Source organism: Frankia sp. AvcI1, assembly GCF_001420875.1.
In the GTDB taxonomy this organism is placed as follows: Bacteria; Actinomycetota; Actinomycetes; order Frankiales; family Frankiaceae; genus Frankia; species Frankia alni.
The window spans coordinates 15,572-40,113 of record NZ_LJFZ01000048.1; the positions used below are offsets into that span (position 1 = coordinate 15,572).

Genomic DNA, 24,542 nt, shown 5'->3' on the forward strand with positions numbered 1-24,542 from the left:
CGCCCGGGCTCGGGCCCGGGCGGCGGCGAGTCGGGTCAGTCGAGCTCGTCCCAGGGCACTTCGGAGCTGACGGCGGCGGCGATGAGCCGGGGGATGCCCTCGGCGAGCGCCGTCGACCACGGCGGCGGCGCCGTCGCGGCACGAAAGATCGCCGGGAGGGCGACTGCGCCGCCGCAACCGGGCGTGAACTGCAGCGGCCCCCAGGGTCCGCCGGGCAGGCAGGTGCTCGTCGTGCGGGTGGCGGCGGACGCGGTCGTGAGGGTCGCGGCGATGCGCCTGGCGGTCGAGGCGGCAGCGGCGGCGGTTCCCGCTGGCGTCGTCGTGGGGGTCGTCGTGGGCGTCGTCGCGGGCGTCCCGGTTCCGCTCGCGGAGGTGGTGGCGGGGCCGGCCTGCGCAACCGGTGCCGGGAAGTCGACCTCGCGGATCACCGCCGCAGACCCCGCGCTCACCTGCGCCGCGGCCGCCGCGGCGGGGCCTGTGCCCCCCGTCGTTCCCGCCGTCGCGCCCGTCACGGGCGCGGGGTTCGTCCCGCCCGCCAAGGAGGCCGCCGGACCGGCCCAGGTGGCCGTCGAGGCGACCCAGCCCGCTGCGCGGGTCGGCGTCCCGGCGCCGGGCGGCGCTGCCGTGCCCGCCGGGTAGGCCGCCGCCGAGCCGGGCGGGGCCGAGAGGTACTTCCGGCCGGTGCGAAACCCACCCGGCAGCGGCTGCCCGGCGGCCTCGGGCACGGCCAGGCCCCATGGACCGGCGCCGGCCAGGTAGCCCGCGGTCGGGTCGTCGGTGGTCGGGTCGTCGGGGGTCGGGCCGTCCCCGCCGGGGTGGAGGGCCGGACCGGCGGCGATGAGAGACTGCCCCCCGCCGTCGGAGGAGCGGCCGCCGCCAGAGGTGCCGCCTGGAGAGTGGCCGGTCGGACCGGCGGGATGGGAGTTGGTCGCGTCCGGCTCGGCGGCGCCCCCCGCCGCGATGGCGTTGGGCGGCTCCGCCGGTGCGGAGGCGAGCAGGATCGCGGCGGTCACCGCCGCGGCGACCGCGGTCGCCCCCGCACCGGGGACCAGCACGCCGCGCCGCGTCCGCGGTCGGCGGGCGGGGCGCCGCTCGCGCGGGAGCGTCGGGTTCGGCTCGGCGCCGGCCGCGCGCAGCCGGGTGACCGGCAGGCGCCCACCCGGCAGGGCTACGGCCGCGTCCGCGCCGTCGGCCGCCACCGCGCTCGCGGTGGCGGCGATCTGGCTGAGGACCCGGTGCGCGTCCGGCCGGCGTTCCGGCTTCTTGCGCAGGCTCGCGGCGACCACGCCGCGCAACGGCCCGGGCAGGCCGCTGAGGTCGGCCTCACCGTGGACCGTCCGGTAGAGCAGCGCGTCCAGGGGGCCGCCGCCGAACGGCGGACGCCCGCTCGCGGCGAAGCACACCGTCAGGCCCCAGGAGAAGATGTCGCACGCGGGCCGGGGGCGGCGCGTGGTGGTCAGCAGTTCGGGCGCGAGGTAGCCGATGCTGCCCATCACCACGCCCGAGGCGGTCATCATGCCGGGCAGGCCGGCGACGATGCCGAAGTCGATCACCTTCGGGCCGTCCGCGGCCAGCATCACGTTGCCGGGCTTGAGGTCGCGGTGCACGACGTCGGCGTCGTGGATGGCGCACAGCGCCTCCGCGAGCCCGCGGGCCACCTCCCACAGCGCCTCACCGGACAGCGGGCCCCCGGAGGCGACCGACGAGTACAGGGTGGGGCCCGCCACGTACTCGGTGGCGATCCACGGCTGGTCGCCGTCCACGTCCGCAGCCAGCAGCCGCGCCACCCGGGGGCTGTCGATCGCCGCCACCGCCGCGGCCTCCCGGTGGAAACGGTGGCGGAACGCCGTGTCGGCGGTGTGCTCCTCCCGCATCACCTTGACCGCGGCCCGGGTACCCGCGTCGTCCACGCCGAGGTACACGATGCCCATGCCCCCGCTGCCGAGCCGGCCCATCAGCCGGTACGGACCCACTTCGGGCGGATCGCCCGCCCGCAAAGCTTTCCAGGACACGCCACGTCCCCCTCGGATGCTTGCGTGCGCCGAGGCCGCGCCCAGGCNCCGCCGTGCCGGGCACCGGGGTGCGGCGACACCACGAACGCCGGCACGCCCGGTCGCGGCCCACGCCGCCACCCGACCGAATCTGTTGTACCCGGACGATTCGGCCNGAATGTGGACCACTCGACCACTCTCTGTGAAGTACGNCTGGACGGGCCGGTACCCCCGAGGGGCGCGATCGGGCGAGCAGGCCAACCAAACGCGACCGGACCACGCGGACGCGGTGACCCCGCGCCCACCTGCGGGTTCGGTCGGGCGCGGCGACCGGTGGGTCAGCGGGACGCGAGCCGGCGAACGTCGGCGGCGGAGGTGCCTAGCCCGGTCGGGCTACCGAAGGGCCGCCTGTCGGCAGCGGGGTGGTAGCGCAGTTCGGCCTCCTCGTATCGGTGCGTCCCTTGGTGCCATCGCAGGATGCCGGCCAACCAGTTCTGCAGTTCCCGGGCGTAGGAGACGATCGCCGCGCGGGCCTCGCCGTCGAGGTCGAGGCGGTCGAACAGATCGGGCAGCTCACGGTCCACGACGTGCTCGAACTGCCGCATCCGGGCGGTCATGAGCGCGTTGACCACCTCGACGGNCCGGCCGCGGTCGCAGTCGAGGAAGTTCNCGACGACCAGCACACAGTTGTGGATCTCGCCTTCGAACTGGATCTCCTTCTGGTAGGAGAAGATGTCGTTGAGCAGGCAGGCGTAGTCCGCGGCGGNGTTCTCCAGCGCCCGCAGCGGNCGGGTCCCGAAGACCTCCGCCGNCACGCTGTGCCAGCGAGCCAGNCGGCACAGGCTCATCGTCAGGTCCGAGCCGAAGGTCGCGCGGCGCATCTCCAGGTAGTCGACGGGATCGGGGATGCGGTTGTGGGCCTGGTTGGCCAGCTCCCACAGCCAGCTGTCGATCATCACCTCGATCGTCCGGCGGAACGTGGCCCGCGCGGCGGGCTCCATCCCGGCACCGGTCCGTTCCCACAGGTCGGCGAGGCCGCGTTCCAGGGCGTTGACCGGCGGCTCGGTCAGCGGACCGTCGACCGGCATGAACAGCCGCAGGCGCTCGTTGCACAGCTTCGCCGCGGCCAGGTTCCGGGACGCGCCGAAGATCACCGGGTAGTAGTCGTCCCCGTAGGTCCCCCAGGTGAGCCAGGCCGTCGTGAGGTCGAGCTCGTCGGCGGTCGCGTCCGGATGGATGCCCGCCGAGCACAGGGCGAAGTCGTAGGACCAGAGCTTGTGTTCGTCCCAGATGCCCGGCACCCGGTCCAACATCCCCATCGAGCGCGCCCAGGGGATGATCGCGCGTCGCGAGGAGTCCAGATGGGGGCTCAGTCCGGTGGTGTAGGGCAGGTAGAACTCCGGCAGCGGGGTCGGGCCGACGAGCCGGAACGGCACGTTGGCGAAGGACCGGATCCGCCGCGGTGCGGTGGCGAGCAGCGACGGAAGGACCTGGATGGCCGAGGTGCCGAGGCTGGGGATCCCCGGGATGCCGGGCAGCCCGGCGGCGGGGACGAGGCTGCCCGTCCCCCCGAGCCCGGCGAGCGGCCCGAGGCCGGGCGGGACCGCGTCGGGTGTCGCCTCGCGGTTCATGTAGCGGCTGGAGCGCAGGTGCCACTCGTGCCCGCCGGACTGCCAGTCCTGCAGACCCTTGACGTACGCCAGCGCAGCCAGCCGGCCCGCCGGGTCGATGGCGTGCTCGTCGAGGACGGCCGGCAGTTCCGTGGCGGCGGTGTGCTCGAACTGGTGCAGCCGGGAGGTCAGCAGGTCGTTGACGGTGTCGGCGGCGGCCTGCGTGTCGATGTCCAGGAACCGCTCCACGACCAGCACCCCGTTGCTGAGCTCGCCCTCCTCGGTGACCTCGCGTTCGTAGGAGAACAGGTCGTTGCGCAGGTGCACCGCGTCGGCGAAGGTGTCGCGCAGCACCTGCAACGGGCGGGTGGCGGCGACGCGGGCGGGGACCTCGGCGTCGGCGGCGTGCTCGACGAGGTTCGCCGACCACGGGGCGCCGCCGACCTTGCGGCGCATCTCGATGTACTCGATCGGGTTGGACAGCCGGGCGGCGTTGATGTTCTCGAGTTCCCAGAGGGACTCGTCGAGCAGGTTGCGGGTGCTGACGGCGAAGCGGGCCCGCCAGTCGGCCGAGCGGGCCGGCACGGTCCGTGTCCACAGGTCGGCCAGGNCCCGCTCCACCGGGTTCGACGGCTCCTCGGTGATCTCGCCGTCCACCGGCATGAACGCGGGGAGCCGGTCGAGGTAGGCCCGGGCACCGNCCAGGTCGTGCGACCGCTTGTAGAGCTCGAGGAAGTGGTCGTCGAAGTAGAAGACCCAGACGTACCAGTCGGTGATCAGATTGAGGCGATCGGCGGTGGCGTCGGGNTGGGNGTAGGCGCACAGCAGGGCGTAGTCGTGGGCGTCGAGGTCCCGTTCGGTCCAGATCGCGATGCCGTGCTGGGGCGTGTCGATCATCTCCATCGCCCGGGCCCACTCCCTGCTGTGTTCCCGGGCCTGTTCAAGATGCGGACTGAGCCGTGCGGGATAGGGCACGTAGAACTCGGGGAGGGTGAAAGGCTGCATGATTTCTCCGGGAAAACCCTTGGTTGCCGTGGGGGCCGGGACGGTGCGATCCGGAAGGAATCACCGAAACCGGTGCGCCGCCGCGGAGTGTCGTGGCCGCGGCGGCGCACCGGTCGGTGGTTTCAGCGCCCGATCTCGACGCTCTCCAGGATCCCGAGCGCGTCCGGCACGAGCACGGCGGCGGAGAAGTAGGTCGTCACGAGGTAGGAGATGATCGCCTTCTCGTTGATGCCCATGAATCGGACGGACAGCCCCGGCTCGTATTCGTCGGCAAGCCCGGTGTGGTGCAGGCCGATCACGCCCTGGTTCTCCTCGCCGGTACGCAGCGCAAGAATGGACGTCGTCCCGGTGGCGCTGNTCGGAATCTTGCTCACCGGCAGCAGCGGCACGCCGCGCCAGGCCGGCACGTGCTGGTCGTGGAACAGGACGGTAGCCGGGTAGATTCCCCGCGCCNTGGCCTCCCGGCCGAAAGCCGCGATGGCCCGCGGGTGGGCGAGCAGGAAATGCGTGCTGCGCCGCCGGCTGAGCAGCTCGTCGAGGTCGTCCGGGGTCGGCGGGCCCGAGCGGGTGTGAATGCGCTGGCGCAGGTCGGNATTGTGCAGCAGGCCGAAGTCGGGGTTGTTGACCAGCTCGTGCTCCTGGNGCTCGCGCAGCGCCTCGACGGTGAGTCGCAACTGCTGGGAGAGCTGGTTGATCGGCTCGTTGTACAGGTCGGCCACGCGGCTGTGGATGCGCAGCACCGTCTGGGCGACGGACAGCTCGTACTCGCGCGGCTTCAGCTCGTAGTCCACGAACGTGCCCGGCAGGTCCGGCTCGCCGGCGTGCCCCGCGGCGATCGCGATCTCCGCCTCGCCCTGCTTGTTGCTCGCCGGCCGCGGCCGGCTGCGGTAGTCCTCCAGATGCCCGCTGAGCTCGGCGTCCTGCCCGGAGATCTCGGCGAGCTGCTGGCGGGAGAGCACCAGCACGGTGGCGGCGGTCAGCGCCCTGGCGGTGTACTCCCAGGACAGCTCCGACTCGGTGAGGACCTCGTCGCCGAAGTACTCGCCGTCGCCGAGCACCCCGAGCGACCGCTCGGCGCCGTACTCGCCGGGACCGAACTTCCCAATCTTGCCGTGGGCGATGAGGAACACCTCGTCGGCGGGCGCGCCCGTCTCGGCGAGCACGTCGCCCGGGGCGTACTCCCGCTGGACGAAGCGGTCGGCGAGACCGGCGAGCGCGCCGCCGTCGAAGCCGCGCAGCGCGGGCAGCTCAGCGAGCTCGCCGGGCACCACCCGCACCTCGGATCCGACGGAGGTGAACGTGACGAGCCCGTCGCCGAGGACGTAGGTCAACCGCCGGTTGACCCGGTAGACGCCGCCGGCGGTCTGAACCCAGGGCAGCACCCGCAGCAGCCACCGCGAGGTGATCTCCTGCATCTGCGGGACGGACTTGGTGGTCGTCGCGAGGTTGCGCGCGGNCGCCGTGCTCAGACTCAGCCGGGGGTCCTCGCCGGGGGCCGCGCCGGTCGCTCCGGGGTCGGTCGGTACGGGCTCGGTCATGGCAGACTCCACCTATCGTCGGTCTTCCAGGGACTGGGGTGAGATCTCGGGGCTCGGTGTGAGATCCCGAAGCTCGGAGTGAAACCAGCAGGCTCGGGTGAGCCCACGGGGCTCGGGTGAATCATGGGGCCTGGGTGAATCATCGGGCTGGGGCGAAACCCCGGGGCTCGGGCGAACCTTGGGACTGAGGCGAACCTTGGGACTGAAGTGACCTTGGGGCTGGGGTGAAAACAGGGGTCGGGGTGGAACGCGGCGCGGTCGTACGCCGAGGCCGCGCACGGAAGAGTGACGGCCTCTCGACGACTTGCGTGGTCTTTTTTCGGCCGCGGGNCGATGGCCGGAGCGAGTTTGCCGGTCTCGCCCGGTCAGGATTCGAACAATGGGTACGGACACCGTCGGGCCGGTCGCGGCCCGGCTGATCGCACCGTTGAACGCTCCATATACCAGTAACCCCCGTGGGTGTCGCGCGGTTCGCCGACATGCGCTTTGTCGTGCTGGCAGGCGCGTCTCGGCGCNCATCGNCAGCCTCCCGCATCGACGGCGTGGGCGGCAAGCACTTTGCGNAACCAATCGGGGACTGGCCCGAGAAGAGGGCTACTTCTAGCCCTGCCTCCAGGGTCCACGGTCACGGACAGTCAATACATCGCTCGTCGCCCGGAATTCTTGAAAATTGAATGACCGCTATTCCGGACGNCCGACCGGGCGATCGGCTCGGAGTCGCGGGATCNGGGTGCGGACGGCTTGCCGCGACAATGGTTCGCGTGTCGGGCGTCTGGGTTTCGGCGGTACCGCCGACCTCGTCATCCCGCCTGATTCCCTGGCACGGATGAAACGCGCCGCGGGCCCCGTGACCCCTCCCGTGCGCCCCGCGCGGTCGGGCCTGGGCGGAACGCCGGGTCAGCGGCGCCGGTGGCGGATCGTCACCAGGGCGGCCGGCTGCCGGCCTTCGCGGGGGGCCGCCGTGGGCGGCGGGGCGGGACGGGAGCCGAGACGCCGGCTTCGGTTCCGCAGGCCCAGCTCCGNGGACTCGGCTCTGCCGGCCCGGGCCGACCTCGAGCGGTGCGCGACCCGGCACCATCGTGGTAGTCAGCCGGGACCAACTGCCTGACGAGAAGAGGGCGTCCTGCCGTTGCTGCCGGTCGACAGACGTGCTTTCGATCGAGGGTCGTCCGTAGCCGACCCGATGCACCGGAGCGAGAGGCCGTCGGAGCGCGGGACGGTCGGCCGGGCGGATGTGCCCGTGGCGGCGCCCGGTTACTCCTGACCGACCGACGGGTCACGGCTTGCCGGGCGCGGCGCCGTCCGCGGAATTCGGGGGGCTGCCGATGTAGTGACAGCGCTGTAACTCGACACCGCATTGCGGGAATGCCGTCCGACCGTCTCGACAATGATCGCTTCGCGATCAAGCGTTGACGAAGAGTAGCCGAACCCGTTTCTGTACTAGTGATAAGTAGTCACACGTATCGGGCGGAAGGGTGACCCGTTCCGACCAGAAGATCTGGCCCTGGGCGGGCGACGGGTCGGTTGATCCGGGCCAGGACCTCCCGGCATGCCTGCCGGCGCCGCGGAAGGACGGGACCCACCCGGGCGGTACTCGGGCGTCGCCCGGGCCGACCAGGCCACCCCCCGGATGGGCTCCTCGTGCGACGTTCGGTCAGCCGACGGCGCGCAGGGCGGCCGTCAACGGGTGCGCGGCCTGGCCGAACGCGGTCATCTGATCGACCGACCAGGGGCTCAGCGCCCATGGCGCGGCGAGCNCCGCCTGCCGGTAGCTCTCCCAGTCGACCCAGCGCCACTCCACGACCTCGGCCGGGTCCGGGTCCGGGTCGCCCACCGCCCGGGCCACGTAGACGGGACACACCTCGTTCTCCACCAGCCCGTCCGCGGCGGTGGCGCGGTAGGCGAAGTCCGGCAGCGCACAGTGCAGGTCGGTCAGGGCCAGCCGCAGCTCCTGGTCCACCCGGCGCTCGACGGCGAGGGCGATGTCCTCACCGGGGCGAGGATGCCCGCAGCAGCTGTTGGTCCACACCCCCGGCCAGGTGCGCTTGCCCAGCGCCCGGCGGGTGACCAGCAGCCGGCCGGCCGCGTCGAACAGGTACGAGGAGAAGGCCAGGTGCAGGGGCGTGTCGAGACCNTGCACGGCGAGCCGGGGCGCCGTCCCGCAGGGGCGGCGGTCGGGGTCCAGCAGCACGACCTCGTCGTCGACGTCGACGGCGGTACCGGGTCCTTGTGGACTCACGCGTGGGCCTCGCTTTCCGTGGAAGTGGCGACCGGATCCCGCCGGGCACGTAAGCGATGCGTAACGTCCCCGGTGGATGTCCTCATCGCCCCATCCTCCCGCCGCCGCGACCAGGCGGCGCCCCGACCCCGGATCCCGCTGGTCACATCCGTTGCAGACGGCCCGCCTGTCGGGGTCGACAGGCGGCGAGGGGGCACCTGAAGGTGGCGGGCGGCCCACCGGCCCGCCAGCCCGTCGCTTCGCCCGCCCGGCGCTCCGTCTGTCCGCCCGCCGCCGGTCCGGGCCGCGGTTCAGGAGCCGATGAGGCTCGTTCCCGCGCGGATGGCGGTGAGCATGTCCCACTGTTCGTTGCTGAGGACGGCGAGGGCAGCGGGGAAGAGCCCCTCCTGTTCCTTGACGATGTGCCGCCGTAGCAGCGTCAGCATCTCGACGGCCAGGGGGGCCCAGGCCGGATCGGTGCGGGCGGTGCCGTCGGCCGCGCCCGCGAGGACCGCCTCGATCCGGCGGTGTTCGCCGCGCAGAATCGCGATCTTCTCCGGGAACTCGGTGGCCATCGGGGGGAACAGGCCGCGTTCCTCCACCACGGTGTGCGGGCCGAGGACCGTGGAGATCCGGGCGCAGCAGTCGATCAGCGAGTCGAGGTCGCCCCGCCNGAAGGCCTCACGCGCCTCGGCCGAGAGTTCGACCAGCTCGTCGTGCTCCCGGATCAGGTCCTCGATGGCCGGAGTGGCCGTGCACCAGCAGTAATCAGACACAGTAGGGCCGTCCTCGGGGAGAAGAAGATCGGCTGATTTCCGGCGCCGGGAACGAGATGCGCCGGATCCGCCGCGTGCCGCCGGGGACCGGTCCAACCATGCTCCGTGCTGGTTGTGCCGGCTCTGCGGGAGGCCCGGATATGCGGACGCGGTCGGGAATCGGGCCGATGGGGCGGGCCGGGCAGCAAGGATGCCGGCGAGGTCCGTCAGGGTGCCCGCCGGCCAGGCGGACTGACCGCGTGGCGGCGCCGCGACCGGTGACGCGATCGAGCTCCGACAACGTCATCTCGCTCCTGCCCCGCCCGGCGGCGCACGGGGAGCGCCGCTGCCGCCATCATCGGCCGGCGCTCGCGTCAGCTATATGGACTTTCGTCCCCTTCCGGGCCTTCCGAACGACTGCGACGGCAGGTCCGGGAGTCGCCGCTGTCGACACGGCCAATGCGCAGAAATCGCGAACGAAATGCGCTCGGTGCCGTTGTGCCGGTCGGCGGATCGCCGGCGCCCGCCGACATGCGGGACAATCAGGGAATGTGGGAACTCGCGCAGGTGAACATCGCCCGGTTGCGGGCGCCGCTGGACGATCCCATCCTCGCCGACTTCGTGGCCGCCCTCGATCCCGTGAACGCCCTCGCCGACGCGGCGCCGGGATTTCGGTGGCGGTTGCAGACGGAGGACGGCAACGCCACCGCGATACGCGCCTTTGCCTGGGACGCCGGCACGAGCGCCGGGGTCATCGTCAACCTGACGGTGTGGGATTCGGTCGAATCACTGGGGAACNTCGCGTTCTCCGGTCCGCATCGCGACGTGCTGCGACGGCGGCGCGAGTGGTTCGAGACCATGCGCGAGGCGTACGCGGCGTTGTGGTGGGTGCCCGCGGGCGTACGCCCGACGACGGCGCAGGCGGAGCAGCGCGTCCGCCGTCTGCGCCGGCAGGGGCCCACCGCGTACGCCTTCACGCTGCGCGAGCCGTTCCCGCCGCCGGGCGGCGATCCCGACCCGGCGGCGTTGCCGGACCGGCGGGCGCACTGGACCTGCCCGGCCTGAGCCCGACCGCCGGCCAGCCGGCCCGCCGGCCAGCCAGGACGATCAGGACAACGGGACGGTGAGGCAGGCCGCGCGTGCGCCCGCCGTCCCGGCGGCGCCGGGGGAGCTGTCGGTGTGGTGCTCGTGGAGGATGATCGAGTGCGCGCCGCCCGCCCGGAAGTCCCACGCGACCGCCGCGAACGCGGATCCCGTGCCACGGTCGTCGGTGGTGAAGTCCAGCCACACCTCGTTGCTCGCGTTGGCGTAGCGGGGGTTCACCGACGGCTGCACGGGATCGGGGACGTTCTGGTAGTGCGCACCGGCGGCCGTGCCGGTCGCCCCGCAGGCCTTCTGATGGACGTGCGCACCGAACTGGTGGTTCGGCGCCAGGCCCTGAACAATCAGGCCGACCACGGTCCGCTTACCGCGGACGGCGAGCGCGACCGCCGTCGTGCCCGGCGGCACGAGATGGGCGTCGTAGGTGACGGCCGTGGGCGGCTGCCGGTCGTTCCACGCGCCGAACACCACCGGCTCCGCGACCACCCTGTCGGCCTCGGCCGGGCTCGGGATCGGGCCGCTGGTCGTGGCCGGTGACGGAGAGCCGGCGGCCCCGGCCGGCGCGGCGGACAGCAGGAGCAGTCCGAGCCCGGCCGCAATGATGGACAGACGCCGTCGCATGAGACCCCTCTGAGACGGGAGTTCCGGTCGCTGGCGACGATCCTAGGGCGGACGGAGCTGCCCGGCGGGCACCGACTCGGCCCGATGGGAAAAAGGTGCCACCCCATTCTCCGGTGATAACGGACTGAACGCCGCGATCCCGTCGAGCCGTTCTTGCTTTTCCCGGCCACGCACTGCCGGTCACGGTGTGAGATCNCCTCCCGCCTGCGGGCTGCCGATCGGCACCCCGCGGCCAGGAGACGGTGGTGAGTGGTCAGCGGTAACGAAACAGCGCTGCCGGCCGACACACGCGGGACCGACAGTCCTCGTAGGGGCGGCCGACACCGCCGAAGGCCGCCGCGGCGCCGTATCCCGAAGGAGCAGCCTGCGTGATTCCCGTCATCGACATCAGCCCCGACGTCGACAGCCCCGCGGGCGCGCAGGTCGNCGCCGCCATCGGCCGGGCCTGCCGGGAGATCGGCTTCTTCCAGGTCGTCGGGCACGGGGTGCCGGCCGCCGTCATCGACTCCGCCTACGCCGCGGTGGCGCGCTTCCTGGCCTGGCCGACCGAGGAGAAGGCGAGGCTGGAGCACCCCCACCCGTTCCGCGGCTGGAGCAGTCACCGGCGGGTGGGCTGCGACACGGATATGCAGCGGTTCCAGGCCTGCGCCGTGCCGTCCGCGGCGGAGGCGGCGGCGCTGGGCGTCGAGGAGCGCTACCTGGACTACTTCCAGCTCTGCCCGTGGCCGGACGACGTCGCCTTCCAGGAGGCGTTCAGCGCCCACTTCGCCGCGGTGCGGGCGGTGGGCCGCACACTCATGTCCTACTTCGCCGTCACCCTGGGCCTGCCGTCGGACTACTTCGCGCCGGCGTTGCGTCACGACGTCAGCGACATGGCAGCCAACCACTACCACCGCGCCGACCCCGCCGACCCCGCCGACCCCGCCGACCCCGCCGATCCCACAGATCCCACCGGCCCCGCCGACCCCATTGCCGCCGACGCCCACCCCGTCGAGGCCGCCGACCTCGACACGATCGACATCGTTCTGCCCGAGCACGCCGACTCCGGCATGCTCACCCTGCTGCACCAGCGCGGCGACTACGACGGCCTGCAGGTGCGGCTGCTCGACGGCGAGGTCCTGACCGTGCCGGTGCGGGACGACGCGCTGGTGGTCAACGTCGGCCTGCTGATGTCCCGGTGGACCAACGACCAGTTCCTGGCCACGCGGCACCGCGTCGCCGTGCCGCCACGGCCCGGGATGACGCGGACCTCGCTGACCACGTTCTGCTACCCAGCGGTCGACACGGTGATCGAGCCGCTGGCGACCTGCGTGGGCGCGGACGGTCCGCACNACGGTCCGGTCACGCCGTACGGGTGGGAGGCACAGTACCTTGCCGCGCAGGCGGCTCAGTACGCCGCGAACGGCGAGCTCACGCCGCGGGTTCCACTGGCGCCGAGGCAAAGAGGCTGATCAGATGGGATAGCCCGGACGCCGAACCGGGAGGGCTGGTCGACAGACGGGGGGTGCCGATGCCGCCGGAGCCGCCGGAGGGCCCACAGCCGGACGCCGCGACCCGGGTGCCCGTGGCGCCCGCGTCGCGGCCGGGACCGGGCGGGGGCCTGCTGCCCGCCACCGAGCGGCTGTTGTTGCAGCGGGTCGCGGCCGAGCAGGCCGGCGGGCGGGCGCCGTCGCTCGTCGCCGCGGTGGCGCGCGACGGCCGCCCGGTGTGGGCGGCCGGGCGGGGCCGTGCCGTCGGTGAGGGCCGTGCCGTCGGTGAGGGCCGGGGCAGCCGGCGGCCTGACGCCGACACCCAGTACCGGATCGGCTCGATCACGAAGACCTTCACCGCGGTCCTGGTGATGCGCCTGCGCGACGAGGGTCGCCTGGCGCTCGGCGACCCCCTCGACCGGCATCTGCCGGGGACCGCGGTCGGCGATCGCACGGTCGCGCAGCTGCTGTCCCATCTCGGCGGCATCGCGGCCGAGACGCCGCCGCCGTGGTGGGAGCGGGTGGCCGGGCAGGCCCATCCCACCCTCGCCGACGCGCTCGGTCCCGACCCGGACCGGTTTCGCCCCGGACGTCGCCATCACTACTCCAACGTCGGATTCGCGGTCCTCGGCGAGCTCGTCGCCCGGCTGCGCGGGACGAGCTGGGCGCAGGCCCTGCACCGCGAGCTGCTGGCGCCGCTGGGGATGGTCCGCACCACCGCGCTGCCCGTCGCGCCGCACGCCCACGGCTTCGCCGTCCACCCGCACGCCGACGTGCTGCTGCCCGAGCCCGCCCACGACGCGGGCGTGCTGGCCCCGGCCGGCCAGCTCTGGTCGACCGCCGCGGACCTGGTGCGCTGGTCGGCCGTCCTCGCCGGGCACACCGACGCCGTGCTGTCCGCGGACACCCTCGCCGAGATGCGCGAGCCGGCCGCCGTCGAGGGTGACAGCGGCGAGTGGCGCCTGGGAGCCGGGCTCGGCGTGCAGCTGCTGCGCGAACCCGGTGGCGTGCTTGTCGGGCACGGGGGTTCGATGCCCGGCTTCGTCGCCGCCCTGTGGACCCGACCGCGGGGGACCGCAGCGGTGGCGATGGCGAACGCGACCAGCGGGGTCGCCGTCGTCGACCTCGCCGTCGGCCTGATCGACGCGGTCGACACGGCCGAGCCGCCGCTGGCGGCCGAGTGGGTGCCCGCGCCGGTGGCGGGGCGGGAGCCGCTCGACGTGACCGGCGTCTGGTACTGGGGGCCGGCGCCGTATGCGCTGTCGCTGCGGCCGGACGGCGGACTGCTGCTCGCGCCGCTGGGCCGCTCCGGCCGGCGATCCCGGTTCCGACCCGGCCCCGGCGGCAGCGGCACCTTCCTGGGCGTCGACGGCTACTTCGCCGGCGAGACCCTCATCCCGCAGCGCCGGTCCGACGGCGCTCTGAGCCACCTCGAACTCGCCTCGTTCGTCTTCACCCGGGCCCCCTACGCCCCCGCCGGCCCGGTACCCGGCGGCGTCGACGCGGCCGGCTGGCGCGCCTCTCCAGCCCCGGCTCCAGCCCCGGCTCCGGCCGCGGGTGGCGGGCAGGGCTGAGCGGGGGTCCTGCTGCCCACCGCGGCGGGCGGGAAGTGGGTTTTGCTGGGGCCTCACCGGATACTCCTACCTGGCGTGCACGGATGTGCCCTCACCGTGGTAGCTGGCCGCTGTGCGACCGCCATGTCCGTGGCAGCGACGCCGTGATGCCTGGCCGAGGAGCCCAGAAGCCGAGGAGCCGAGGAGCGATGGCATGCCCTTCTTCGACCCGATCGAGTCCACCTTCTACGGCCACTGTGTGGAGCGCCTGCTGACCTCGACCGAGCTTGNGCCGATGCTGGCCGGCGGCATCGTGGAGATCGGGCCGGGAACCGCCCGTCCGGTCGTCGAGGCGCTGCAACGCTCCGGGTCACGAGTGCCCATCACCGGGTACGAACTGGACGCCGAGGCAGCGCGGATCGCGAGTCGGGCGGTGGCCGGGGCGCAGCTGGGGAACTACACCGTCGTCCAGGGCGACTTCTTCGCCGCCTCCGCACCGGCGCGGCAGGCGCGGTGCGCGATCGGCAACCCGCCGTACCTGCCGGCGATCGTGCGGCCGGTCGGCGCCTCCCACCTGTGGGGCGGGCACGACGGCGCGCACGTCGCGCGGCGCGTCCTGTCCCAGGAGATGGACGTGGTGCTACTGATGATCGCCTCCATCTCCGATCCGGTGGGTCTCGTCGAGCACGCCCGCGCCGCCGGCTATCGGGTCGCGGACTGGTTGGTGCGGCCCATCCCGTTCGGGGGGTACTCCCGCCAGCCCTGGGTCCGCCGCCGCATCGGCGAGCTGGCCCGGTCGGGCCGTGCCTTCTTCGGCCCGGAGGGCTACCTGCTGGCCGGTGTCACCTGGGTCCGCGTCGGCGGGCCGATCGCCGTCGCCGGTGAGCCCGATCATGCCGCCACCGTGCTCCGCCGGATCCTCACCGCGGCGGGCAGCGCCCACGACCTCGACGAGACCGCCGGGGTCGCTCGGACGACGACCGTCGACGGCCGCCGCCGGGCGCGGATCGCCTCGGGGCACCATGAGCTGCCGGACCGGTCCGTCTCCCGCCTGTCGGGGAGTGGAGCATGACCAGCTCGGGGGGGTCCGGCATCGCGCGGGACGGGGGCTCCACGGCAACCGCCGCCCGGCTCACACCCCCGTCACCCCCGTCACCCCTGGCGCCCCGGTCGCGCCCGTCATCCCCGTCGGGGGCGGAGTACGGCGCCGTGCTGACGCCCGCCGAGCTCGCGCAGCCGCGCCTGCCCGAGCCCAGGGGCGCGCTGTCCGAGTTCCTGCTCGACCGGCTGCGCCGGGCGCCCGGCGCAGCCGGGCTCGGGCCGGCGCCGGGCGCGGACGACGACGTGCTCTACGGCGAGGACGGCCCGCTGTCCCTCTACTGCCTCTACGGCCTGCACTACCGCGGCTTCGCCGAGGTCGACGACGACTGGGAGTGGGAGCCGTCGCTNCTCGCCGTGCGCCGCCGGCTGGAGATGGACCTGCTCGCCCGCCTGCGCGCCGAGGCAGACGCCGCCGCGGCCGGGGACGACGGAGCGGCCGGGGACGACGGAGTGGCCGGGCACGAGGGAGTGGCCGGGGACGACGGGGCGGCCGGGGACGTCGCGGCCGCGCTGCGGGAGGTGATCGCCCGGGNCGGTGGGCGTTCCCTGTCGCGGCGGCTGGCCACCACCGGCACGCTCGAGGAGTTCCGCGAGTACGCGATGCACCGTTCGCTGCTCCAGCTCATCGAGGCGGACCCGCACACCTGGGCGATCCCGCGCCTGACCGGCGCGCCGAAGGCGGCGCTGGTGGAGATCCAGGCCGACGAGTACGGCCACGGCGTCGAACGGGACATGCACCAGAACCTGTTCGCCGTGACCATGCGCGCCCTGGACCTCGACGCCCGTCCCGGCGCCTACCTGAACCGGTTGCCCGGGCCCGCGTTCGCGACCGTCAACGTGCCGTCGCTGTTCGGCCTGCATCGGCGGCTGCGCGGCGCGCTCGTCGGCCACCTGGCGCTGTTCGAGATGACGTCGGTGGAGCCGATGGGCGCCTACGCGGCGGCGCTGCGCCGCCTCGGCCTGGCCGCCGGGGCCCGTCACTTCTTCGAGGTCCACGTCGTCGCCGACGCCCATCACCAGACGGTCGCCGCCCGCGACCTCGCCGCGGCCCTCGTCGCCCAGGACCCGGCCCTGGCCGTCGACGTCGTCTTCGGCGCCCGGGCGACCACGGTGGTCGAGGGCCGCTGCGCGGAGGCGATCCTCACCGCGTGGGACGAGGGCCGGTCCTCCCTGCGCGGTGCGCCCCCGGCGCCGCGCTGAAGAAGTCGAGCGTGGTGCGTGTCTTGGTCTGTTGCGGCCCGGTCAGGTCGAGGCCGTGGCGGCGCAGGACGGCGGACAGGCGGGCGGCGGTCCGCGTGGCCGCCTGCGGGGTGGCGCGGGTCGACAGCTCGAGCAGGCGGGAGCCGTCCGGAAACGTCCACCGTTCGGCCTGGAGCAGGCGGTCGAAACCCTCGGGGCGCAACCGGTGCCGAGAGGCCTCGATCGGCCCGAGGACGGTCAGCTCGTCGATGTGGCCGGCCTCGGGCAGGTGGGCGGCGAGCAGCCGTGCCTGCTGCTTCGAGAACAGGTCGTGCAGCGAGCCGCGGCGGGTCATCGCGCGCCGCACGTCGTCGGGGCCGAGCCGGGTGCGCAGGGCGGCGGAGCAGACGTAGGCGCCGGGCATCGCGTCGACCTCGACGACGAACTGCTTCGACCGCCGCAGCCGCGGGGCGACCTTCGCCGGAACGACGGGCCGGAGTTTGACCACGGAGTCGTCCGGTCTGCCGCTCGTACTACGCACGCGGACGACCACACCACGCCGATGCAGCAGCCGGTCCGGGGTGTCGAGGTAGTAGACCCGTTGCCGCCGGGCCCTCGTCCCGGAGATCCCGAACATCTCGATCGCCCGCCGGTGTGCGGAGGAGGGCACGAGGAACTTGAGTTCCACCCGATCCACCTGGCGGGTGAGTTTCACCAGGGCGTGCAGGTCGTCGTCGGGTAACTGCCAGAACTTCTGCGCCGCGCGCAGCACGGAGGAACCATCTGCCGCAGCAGCCGTCACATCGCCCTCCCACCCGCCTGTTCCGCGGCGCACAGGCCTCGTGATTCCGGGACCCGATGGATTGGCGTCCACCCTTCCGTGGCAGGAGTGCTCATACCACCTGAACGGATACTCAAACCGCATGCCCGGCCGAGGTTCGCCAACCGGGACACAGGCCACGGATCGTCTCCGACGCCAGGTCGGTGCCGTCGGCGGCCGCTGCGCGGGCCGGGCGCGGCCGGGGTGATGCGGCACCGGTCGAGTGCGGCCGACTGGCCCCGAGGTGCCAGTGGCCGGCCGTTGCGGCGGTGCCAGGCGGGTGCAACTCGGGCCGGCCGGGCGCATCGTCGAGCACGCGTCGCGCATGCGGCTGAGGGGTCGTGACCCACGGGCCGGTGGGCGGTCGGTCGGCGTTGCGATGGTGCATCTGCGTCGTGGTGTCGCTGTGGGACCGGCCGCCCGGCGGCGTCGACCCGCGGGGCTGCTGTCCTACGATCCTGACCGACTCCGGAGGAGGACCTCATGCTCGGTAGATCGGTGCGCCGCCGCAGTCTGGGCCGCGGGATGACCGCACGGCTGATGCGGGAGGGCCGACCGCCGCGGGCCGTCCGCGCCGTCTTCGGCTACGACCCGGCTGATCCGATCGCCGTGACCCTGACCCTTGGCGGCGTGATCGGGACGGGTCCCGTCGTNTGGCGCTTCGCCCNTCGGCTCCTCGCCGACGGGGCACGTCGACCCGTCGGTCTGGGCGATGTACGGGTCCGCCCCATCGTGCTGCGCGGGCAGCCCGCGCTCGCGCTGTGCCTGTGCGGTACGTCCGGCACCGCCGAGTTGGAGCTGCCCGCGCGGGAGGTGGCGGCGTTCCTGTGGCGCACGTACGCCATGGTGTCGGCCGACGCGGAGGCCGCGACGATCGACTGGGCCGGCGAGTTCCGCTTCATGCCGGGCCGCCCGGNCGGGCCCGAAGGTGGTGTCGCCTGGCCGTCCGGGTGGGGCGTCGGACGCCGGCCCAGCAGGACGGACGGGGCGGGAGACCCCCGGGTACCCGCCGAAGGTCCCTGGTAGGCACCGGCCGGGCAGGGCACCCTGGGGGATCCGCGAATGTTCCAGCGGGATGAACCGGGAGGCCGGCCGTGCGTGACGTCCCGATGCCGCAACCCCGCCCGGCTTCCGATGCCGAGTCCGCATCGTCCCCCACCGGGGGGTCGTGCGCCTGTGGCATGGGGGCCTACTGGCGGCTACACGCGGTCACGCCCGGCGTCAGCGGGGACTGGGTGGACGTGTTCGCCCTCGACGACGGCCGGCTCGCGATCTGCGTCGGCGACGCGGCCGGGCACGGCTCGCGGGCGGCGGCCTTCGCGGGCCGGGTGCGGGCGATGCTGCGCCGGCGTCTGCTGGCCGGGAAGGAGCCCGACGCCGCCGTCAGCGCGACGGTCGACGAGGTCGCCGGGCTGGGCGACCTCGGGGAGATGTTCGCCACGGCCTTCGTCGCGGTGGCCGACCCGGCCACGGGCCGCGTGGTCTACGTCAACGCCGGCCATCCGCCCGCCGTGCACCTGACTCGAAGCGCCGACCCGGCCAGCCTGCCGCTGGGACCGACCGGCCCGATCCTGTCGGACCTGTTCGCGGGCACCTCGATCTGGACGTCCCGGTCCCTGCGGATGGCCCCTGGCGACCGCCTCGTCGTCTACACCGACGGCCTCAGCGAGGCCCGCGACGCCGCCGGCGAGCAGTTCGGCACGGACCGTATCGGTGCGGCCNGCGGCGGCGAGCCTTCCGACACCCCGCCCGACCAGCTCATCGACCGCATCTTCGCGCGGGTCACCGCCCACACCCACGCCGCGGCTCGCGACGACCGCACCGTGGCCGTCCTGACCCGGCGGCCCGAGCCCTCCGCCGCGACCGTGCCCACCCCCTGACCGTGCCCACCCCCTGACCGTGCCCACCCCCTGACCGTGCCCACCCCCTGACCGTGCCCACCCCCTGACCGTGCCCACCCCCTGACTGCGGTCGACCTAGCCGCGGGACGGCGGCCGACGGCTGGCGCAGGGGACGCAGGTGCGGGCCGAGGGGCGGGCGGCCAGACGCTGCTCGCCGACGGGCCTCCCGCAGGTCTCGCAGACGCCGTAGGTTCCGGCGGCCAGCCGGCCGAGCGCGGCGTCGACCTCCGCCAGGTGGTCGGTCGCCTGTCGAAGCGTGGCACGCACCTGTTCGCGCTCGAACGGCATCGAGGCGCCCTCGATGTCGTGCTCGTCGTCGGCGTCCCGGTCGGCGGTGTCGTCGAGGATGCGGTCGAGCTCCCGGTGCAGTGCGGCGACGCGGGCGGTGGCGTCGGCCCGCTCGGCCAGCAGCCGGGCTCGCGCGTCCGCCTCGGAGCTCAAGGTCACACCTCCATACTGCGTCGCCCCAGGATGCCGATGAACCCGAGAGCCCCACCGTGCAACCCTGGGGAGTCAACCCGCCCAGGTCACCCGCAGGACGGTGACGGTGATCCAGCGGTCTTCGATGCTGTACGTCAGCAGCCCGTACCCGAAGACCGCCCGCCACAGCTCGGTGCGCTTGTCGTAGGTCCCGCACCGCTGCGGATCGTCGGCCAGTCGATGCAGGAACGCGTCGAGCTCGTGTCGACCCTGGGCCGGCAGGGTGTCACGCTGTTGCTCGGCGAAGGTGACCCAACGGATCGTGTGCCTGGGGATCTGTAACCTCCGGATCGCCGGCGGGGTGCGAAGTGGTCCCGCCGAGCACGGTCAGGTCTCCGGCCTCCAGCCGGCGGCGGTCCGCGAGGGCTCCCNCCTCGATCTCCGGATTCGCCGTGAGCACGGCTCGGCTCCACCACTTGTCGATCACCGCGGCCACGGGCACGAGGTCGAGGCTGTCGTCGGCCCCGGCCAACGCGATCCGCAGTTCCGCCACGAACTTCTCACGATCACCCGGATGAAGNGCCGCGCGGATAGCCGGTCCGTTCTTGGCGATCCGGTTGCGGACTCCATGGATCGGGATCGTGTCGGCCATGAGGACCATCATCCCCACGCCCCGAGGCCTCGGCAACGAACGGCCGTGGGCCCGCGGTGGGCGATGTGACGCCTCGGTGGAATCGGGCTCGCGGGTGACGAGCGTCAGGACGGGATCGGCCGACTCAGGTGGGGGCGGCGTCGGTGATGCGCGCCATCAGGGAGCGGCCGGCGGACACCACCGTCTCCCGGTCGTGGGTGATCACGAACGCGAACCGGCGATCGCCGTCCGGCCCTGCGTCGACGAGATCGCGAGCGATGAGCGCGCTGGCGTAGTGCGGTCCGACNGCGGTCACGACCCATTCCCCGACCAGCGGGTCCGCCGCGGTCAGGCAGATGTCACGCACGCCCGGACATCTCCCCGGGCGAAGATCGGCCGCCAGGACGCCGACGAAGGGGCAGGCGACCGCGAGGCACGCGTACCGCTGGCTCGTCGCCGGGGTGAACGTGTCGGCGGTCTCGAACGCGGAGAGCAGCACCGGCGGATCACCGAGTGTCATCGCCTGCCGCTCGATCTCGTGCGAGATCGCCAGGAGCAGCTTCTTGCGCCCGACCCGGAGATCCCTGGACTCCCGGACGAGCTCGAACGGAGTCGTCGGGGCCTGCGCCGGTCGTTTCGTGAACGGCAGTCGAGCGGCCGACGCGGCCGCGGGAAGCGGCCCGGGANGGCCGAAGAGCCAGCCCTGCCCGTACCTAGCCCCGAACGCGAGAGCCTGCTCCAGATGAGCGGGGGTCTCGACGCCCTCGGCCAGGATGACGGCCCCGGTCCGCTCGGCGTGCGCCATGATGGCCGTGATCGTGCGGGCCTGCTGNGGCTGCGGGCTGTGTTGCACGAGCGACAGATCGAGTTTGATGACGTCCGGGGCGACGAACGGCAGCAGCGCGAGCGAGTCCGGGTTCACNCCGACGTCGTCGAGCGCGATCCCCCAGCCCCGGTCCCGCGCCCACCGGATGGTGCGCAGCAGCTCGGACGGCTGGCGCGACAGCGAGTTCTCCGTCAGTTCGAGCACGACGCGCAGCTTGTGGACTGCCTCGTCGACCAGCGTGGCGACCGCCGGCGGCTGCGAGGTCACGCAGGACGAGGCCGTCAGGTTGATGAACAGGGTCTGCTCGTTTCCCAACGACACGTCGAGCGCGCCCCGCAGGGCGGCGAGCCGGCACGCCCAGTCCAGATCCGCCAGGCGCCCCTGGGCCTGGGCCTCGGCGAACGCGGAGATCGGATCCACGGGTCCGAGGCCCGGCCACCGGGCGAGCGCCTCATAGCCGACGACCTCGCCCGACTCCAGGTCGACGAGAGGCTGGTAGCTCGGCACCAGGGCGCCGGCCGCCAGAATCTCGGCGAGATCGCATCTACGCCGGCGGTCGACCGGCATCCGCACTGCCATCTGCACCCCCCAGCCGCGGCCGGTGGGTCTCCGGACCTCGGACCCCCGGGTCCCGGGTCTCTCGCCTTCGACGCTACGCCCTTGCGCCCGCCCCGGCCGGCCGCAGGTGGGCGGCCTAGCCCAGGGGCTCGGGTCCCGGGGGCTCGGGTCCCAGGCGATCCGGACAGGACACTCCGGCCCAGGACATCACCGTGCAGTACGTGCTTCGCGCGACCTTCCATCTCCCGTCGACGAGAACGGCCTCGCCGAGCAGGGTGCCGTAGGCGGGCGCGTGGCTCAGCACCACCTCGAAGGCGAGCGACGCGTGGGCCGGGTCGGTGAACACCGGCTCCCCGATCAGCACCCGCGCGCTCCACGTCGCCTGCGGATGGCGGTCGCGCACGGTTTCCAGCGTCGATTGCAGGGACGCGCCGTCGTCGACGGCGGCCAGGGCGGCTTCGGCGTCCTGATCACCCGTGAAGGCCGTGGTGAACGCCGCCCGGATCGCTGCCGCGGCCGCCGCGACGTCGGCCGGCGCCGGCCCGGCCTCGGGCAGTCCGGCCGGCGGCCACAGGTCGACCGCCCGGTCGGCGGCCGCCCGGATCACGGCGCCGTCCACGACGACGCGTGACTCGGGCAGGNCGCGGGCGAGGAACTCGGCGACGAAGGTCAGCGGACCGTCCGGCGGCAGGGGCCAGAGCCAGTACCGCAGCCGGTGCGTCTGTTCCGCCCGCGAGCCGACGAAGCCCGCGACGGAGCCAGGCAGGATCCCGCGCCGCACGCCCGGCGGCGCGGGTAAGGGGAAATTGCGCGCCACCGGCTCCTCCGCCGCGGTCCCATCGGGCAGGGCCGTCAGCAACGGGCCACCCGACTCGCCGAGGCGGGTCGTGACGGTGTCCCCGGGTCGGGCCGCGACGGCCCGTGAACCGTCGGGAAGGGCGATCCCGAACCGGACCATCCGGGCGGCACCCCGGCTCCAGTCCACCGCCAGCCGCGGATCGACACCGGGCTCGGTGCCGGGCCGCAGCCGGATCTCCAGGGTGATCTCCACGCCCGCGGGATACGCGGCAAGGCCCGCGACGGACACCGCGGTGTCGACATTGCGGACGACGATCAGCGCAAGGGGAACCACCCCGGCGAGCTGGTGGTCCGGCGGGGCGAGCCAGGGGCTCGCCGGTCGCGGTGGCACAGCCGAGGAGACTCGGTCAAAAAAGCCCATGATGCCGAAATCGTGGCGCTATCGCCACAGTCGGGTCAACCCGACTTGCGCACTCTGTAATCGTCGTGTCCCCTGACCGTCGTGGCCCGTGACCTCGTGGCCCGTGACCTCGAGGCCCGTGACCTCGAGGCCCGTGACCGGTCGGGTTGTCAGGAGAGGAAGTCGACGGCGAGGCGGTCCGGCGCCGTGAGCTCGACGACGCGGAAGCCGCCGACATGTCCCAGGCCGACGCCGATGTGCACCGTCCCCTCGAAGTCGCCGGCCAGCGCGTAGCTCAGCCCGGACTGGCCCGTGCCGTCCGGCGCCGTGCGCAGCGTCGAGGCGCCCTGGTCGTCGTGGGCGGCGGTGGAGGTCAGGACCAGTTCGAAGTCCGCCTGCCCGGCCAGCGGCAGCGGCGCACCGGAACCGGGCCGGATCACCTGTGGCACGAACCCGGCGCGGTAGCCGGGGACACCCCCGGTGAACTCCAGCACGAGCCGCTGGAAGCGGACGCCGTTCTCCACGTTGGGCGCACTGCGCAGCGACACGAGCCGGACGGGCCGGGTCGCCTGNCGCGCGGACACCGCCGGCTGGCTCGACCAGCTCCGCGCGTCGACCCGCGGTCCCACCGACGCGGCCGCGGTCGCCGTTTCCCGGGCCGTCGGAGCGGGCGTCGCGGCCGTGCCACCCGAAGCCGCCGGCGAGGTGACGCTCGCCGAGCCCGTGGGAGCCGGGGAGGTCGACGGCGAGGCGGCTCCGTCGCCACCGCTGCCGGAACCGGAGCCGGAGCAGGCGACGAGCACCGCCGCGAGCACCGTCGCAAGCAGGCCGGCACGAGCCGGCCTCCGCCGCCCGCCCGGACCAGCGCAGCCGCCCCCGCCCTGCTCCCGCGGAGCCCCCGCGGACCTCGCCTCCGCCCTGACGATGCTTCCCATCCGCAACGCCCCGCTTTCTAGGACAGACGGCACGAAGCCAGCCCGTCCGTCATACCCGACGCGCCCCGACCAGGAACCCGATCATAGGGCGATCACGCGGGCTCGACCCGCGGACGTGGCTGCCCGCGGGGGCGACCCGCGCGGGTGGTGCGGCCGAGCTGACCCGGCTCACACCGGCTGCCCCGCCAGGGCGGTGTCGGTTGCGGTCGCAGTGCGGGGGCGGCCACGGCGGGGGCTTCGCCGCGGGGCGGTCAACGAGGGCGAAGTGCACCAGCTTGTTGAGCCTTGACCGCAAGCCCTTGCGGTTCGGCGTGGCGCCGCCCGTGGTTGCTCGACACGATCGAACGGCGACCTACCAGAGCCGGTGAGGGGACTCGAACCCCTAACCGCTCGATTACAAGTCGAGTGCGCTACCAATTGCGCCACACCGGCTGGTGTCTCGACGATACCCGACCCTGTGTCGCCGCCGGNCGAAGCGCTGGACGTAGGCGTGGTGCCGGGGGCGCACCGAGCCGCGGGCACCATGTTCGCTGCTCTGTACCGCGAGCTGGTTGCGCACGCGCGGCGCGATCCCGCATCGGAGCTGGACGCCTACTACGCCTACTCGCTTTTCTGCTCGAACCGCCCGCGGCCCGACGGTGTCGGGGCCTGCGGGCGGTCCGGGGGAGGGCTCAGAAACCCTGGCTGCGCATCGCGGCGTCCACGTTGGCGGCGTCTGCCTCCGCGTATTCCGGGGTGTTCGCCACCACGGCCTCGGTGGTGAGGAAGAGGCCGGCGATGGAGGCGGCGTTCTGCAGGGCGGAGCGGGTGACCTTGGCGGGGTCGATGATGCCGGTGGCGATGAGGTCGACGTACTCGCCGGTGGCGGCGTTGAGGCCGTGGCCGGTGGGCAGGTTGCGGACCTTGTCGACCACGACGCCGCCCTCGAGACCGCTGTTGAACGCGATCTGCTTGATCGGTGCCTCGAGCGCGAGGCGGACGATGTTCGCGCCGGTGGCCTCGTCGCCGGAGAGGTCGAGCTTCTCGAAGGCGGTGATCGAGGCCTGGAGCAGCGCGACGCCACCGCCGGCGACGATGCCTTCCTCGACGGCGGCCTTGGCGTTGGACACCGC

Annotated in this window: 9 protein-coding genes, 1 tRNA gene and 24 pseudogenes; 8 read left to right on the forward strand and 26 right to left on the reverse strand. The window is 73.5% G+C overall.

Going from position 1 to position 24,542, the window contains the following annotated elements:
* Positions 1–35: 35 nt before the first annotated feature.
* From UK94_RS30125 to UK94_RS75515, 17 genes and pseudogenes are all read right to left on the reverse strand, one after another.
* Positions 36–1,955, reverse strand: a complete 1,920-nt coding sequence (locus UK94_RS30125; protein ID WP_063822742.1) for a serine/threonine-protein kinase — start codon at positions 1,953–1,955, stop codon at positions 36–38.
* 374 nt (positions 1,956–2,329) lie between these two features.
* Positions 2,330–2,631, reverse strand: a pseudogene (locus UK94_RS75495) (germacradienol/geosmin synthase); the annotation flags it as partial.
* A 30-nt stretch (positions 2,632–2,661) separates the two neighbouring features.
* Positions 2,662–2,757 (reverse strand): annotated as a pseudogene (locus UK94_RS70880) (hypothetical protein); the annotation flags it as partial.
* A gap of 68 nt (positions 2,758–2,825) precedes the next feature.
* Positions 2,826–4,211 (reverse strand): annotated as a pseudogene (locus UK94_RS70900) (germacradienol/geosmin synthase); the annotation flags it as partial.
* A 1-nt stretch (position 4,212) separates the two neighbouring features.
* Positions 4,213–4,301 (reverse strand): annotated as a pseudogene (locus UK94_RS70905) (hypothetical protein); the annotation flags it as partial.
* 1 nt (position 4,302) lies between these two features.
* A pseudogene (locus UK94_RS75500) lies at positions 4,303–4,408 on the reverse strand (hypothetical protein); the annotation flags it as partial.
* A 6-nt stretch (positions 4,409–4,414) separates the two neighbouring features.
* Positions 4,415–4,606 (reverse strand): annotated as a pseudogene (locus UK94_RS70910) (terpene synthase); the annotation flags it as partial.
* Positions 4,607–4,728: 122 nt separating this feature from the next.
* Positions 4,729–4,963 (reverse strand): annotated as a pseudogene (locus tag UK94_RS70915) (Crp/Fnr family transcriptional regulator); the annotation flags it as partial.
* A 1-nt stretch (position 4,964) separates the two neighbouring features.
* A pseudogene (locus UK94_RS70920) lies at positions 4,965–5,059 on the reverse strand (hypothetical protein); the annotation flags it as partial.
* 1 nt (position 5,060) lies between these two features.
* Positions 5,061–5,198, reverse strand: a pseudogene (locus UK94_RS70925) (hypothetical protein); the annotation flags it as partial.
* A gap of 1 nt (position 5,199) precedes the next feature.
* A pseudogene (locus tag UK94_RS70930) lies at positions 5,200–5,248 on the reverse strand (hypothetical protein); the annotation flags it as partial.
* Position 5,249: 1 nt separating this feature from the next.
* Positions 5,250–6,062: pseudogene (locus tag UK94_RS70935) on the reverse strand (cyclic nucleotide-binding domain-containing protein); the annotation flags it as partial.
* A 1,736-nt stretch (positions 6,063–7,798) separates the two neighbouring features.
* Positions 7,799–7,901, reverse strand: a pseudogene (locus UK94_RS75505) (isopentenyl-diphosphate Delta-isomerase); the annotation flags it as partial.
* A gap of 1 nt (position 7,902) precedes the next feature.
* Positions 7,903–8,278, reverse strand: a pseudogene (gene idi / locus UK94_RS70940) (isopentenyl-diphosphate Delta-isomerase); the annotation flags it as partial.
* A 1-nt stretch (position 8,279) separates the two neighbouring features.
* Positions 8,280–8,725 (reverse strand): annotated as a pseudogene (locus UK94_RS76665) (hypothetical protein); the annotation flags it as partial.
* Positions 8,674–9,035: hemerythrin domain-containing protein (locus UK94_RS30145; RefSeq protein ID WP_235490705.1), on the reverse strand; the 362-nt coding region annotated here is incomplete at its 5' end. The gene UK94_RS30145 and the pseudogene UK94_RS76665, both read right to left, overlap by 52 nt.
* 1 nt (position 9,036) lies before the next feature.
* Positions 9,037–9,138 (reverse strand): annotated as a pseudogene (locus tag UK94_RS75515) (hemerythrin domain-containing protein); the annotation flags it as partial.
* Positions 9,139–9,666: 528 nt separating this feature from the next.
* On the opposite strand from UK94_RS75515, the gene UK94_RS70945 reads away from it, so the two are divergent.
* On the forward strand, positions 9,667–9,915 hold a 249-nt coding region (locus UK94_RS70945), incomplete at its 3' end, for a DUF3291 domain-containing protein (RefSeq protein WP_235490707.1).
* Between the two features lies 1 nt (position 9,916).
* A pseudogene (locus UK94_RS70950) lies at positions 9,917–10,182 on the forward strand (DUF3291 domain-containing protein); the annotation flags it as partial.
* 42 nt (positions 10,183–10,224) lie between these two features.
* Here UK94_RS70950 and UK94_RS30155 read toward each other — a convergent pair.
* Positions 10,225–10,839, reverse strand: a complete 615-nt coding sequence (locus UK94_RS30155; protein WP_011607542.1) for a superoxide dismutase family protein — start codon at positions 10,837–10,839, stop codon at positions 10,225–10,227.
* A gap of 1,510 nt (positions 10,840–12,349) precedes the next feature.
* On the opposite strand from UK94_RS30155, the gene UK94_RS30165 reads away from it, so the two are divergent.
* Positions 12,350–13,882 (forward strand): serine hydrolase domain-containing protein, encoded by a 1,533-nt coding sequence (locus UK94_RS30165; protein WP_235490710.1) that lies wholly within the window; start codon positions 12,350–12,352, stop codon positions 13,880–13,882.
* Between the two features lie 1,613 nt (positions 13,883–15,495).
* Positions 15,496–16,162: pseudogene (locus tag UK94_RS70965) on the forward strand (iron-containing redox enzyme family protein); the annotation flags it as partial.
* On the opposite strand, the gene UK94_RS30180 reads toward UK94_RS70965, so the two are convergent.
* Positions 16,104–16,943, reverse strand: coding sequence for a CYTH domain-containing protein (locus tag UK94_RS30180; protein WP_011607537.1), 840 nt, complete (start codon positions 16,941–16,943; stop codon positions 16,104–16,106). The pseudogene UK94_RS70965 and the gene UK94_RS30180 sit on opposite strands and share 59 nt — an antisense overlap.
* Positions 16,944–17,501: 558 nt before the next feature.
* On the opposite strand from UK94_RS30180, the pseudogene UK94_RS70970 reads away from it, so the two are divergent.
* From UK94_RS70970 to UK94_RS70985, 4 genes and pseudogenes are all read left to right on the forward strand, one after another.
* Positions 17,502–17,614: pseudogene (locus UK94_RS70970) on the forward strand (SsgA family sporulation/cell division regulator); the annotation flags it as partial.
* Positions 17,615–17,629: 15 nt separating this feature from the next.
* Positions 17,630–17,877, forward strand: a pseudogene (locus tag UK94_RS70980) (SsgA family sporulation/cell division regulator); the annotation flags it as partial.
* A 265-nt stretch (positions 17,878–18,142) separates the two neighbouring features.
* Positions 18,143–18,682: PP2C family protein-serine/threonine phosphatase (locus UK94_RS30190; RefSeq protein ID WP_235490712.1), on the forward strand; the 540-nt coding region annotated here is incomplete at its 3' end.
* Between the two features lies 1 nt (position 18,683).
* Positions 18,684–18,841: pseudogene (locus UK94_RS70985) on the forward strand (serine/threonine-protein phosphatase); the annotation flags it as partial.
* A gap of 96 nt (positions 18,842–18,937) precedes the next feature.
* Here the strand turns inward: UK94_RS70985 and UK94_RS30195 are convergent.
* The 7 genes and pseudogenes from UK94_RS30195 to UK94_RS30225 all read right to left on the reverse strand — a co-directional run.
* Positions 18,938–19,303 carry a TraR/DksA C4-type zinc finger protein gene (locus UK94_RS30195; protein WP_041941114.1) on the reverse strand — a complete coding sequence of 122 codons (366 nt, stop codon included), beginning with the start codon at positions 19,301–19,303 and terminating at the stop codon, positions 18,938–18,940.
* A 265-nt stretch (positions 19,304–19,568) separates the two neighbouring features.
* Positions 19,569–19,713: pseudogene (locus tag UK94_RS75520) on the reverse strand (hypothetical protein); the annotation flags it as partial.
* 1 nt (position 19,714) lies between these two features.
* Positions 19,715–19,862 (reverse strand): annotated as a pseudogene (locus UK94_RS70990) (DUF6247 family protein); the annotation flags it as partial.
* A gap of 1 nt (position 19,863) precedes the next feature.
* Positions 19,864–19,946, reverse strand: a pseudogene (locus tag UK94_RS75525) (hypothetical protein); the annotation flags it as partial.
* Between the two features lie 2,719 nt (positions 19,947–22,665).
* A pseudogene (locus tag UK94_RS70995) lies at positions 22,666–23,067 on the reverse strand (hypothetical protein); the annotation flags it as partial.
* A gap of 722 nt (positions 23,068–23,789) precedes the next feature.
* Positions 23,790–23,862 (reverse strand) — tRNA-Thr (locus tag UK94_RS30220).
* 239 nt (positions 23,863–24,101) lie between these two features.
* Positions 24,102–24,542 (reverse strand): TCP-1/cpn60 chaperonin family protein (locus UK94_RS30225; protein WP_313949619.1); only part of this gene is annotated, 441 nt, incomplete at its 5' end.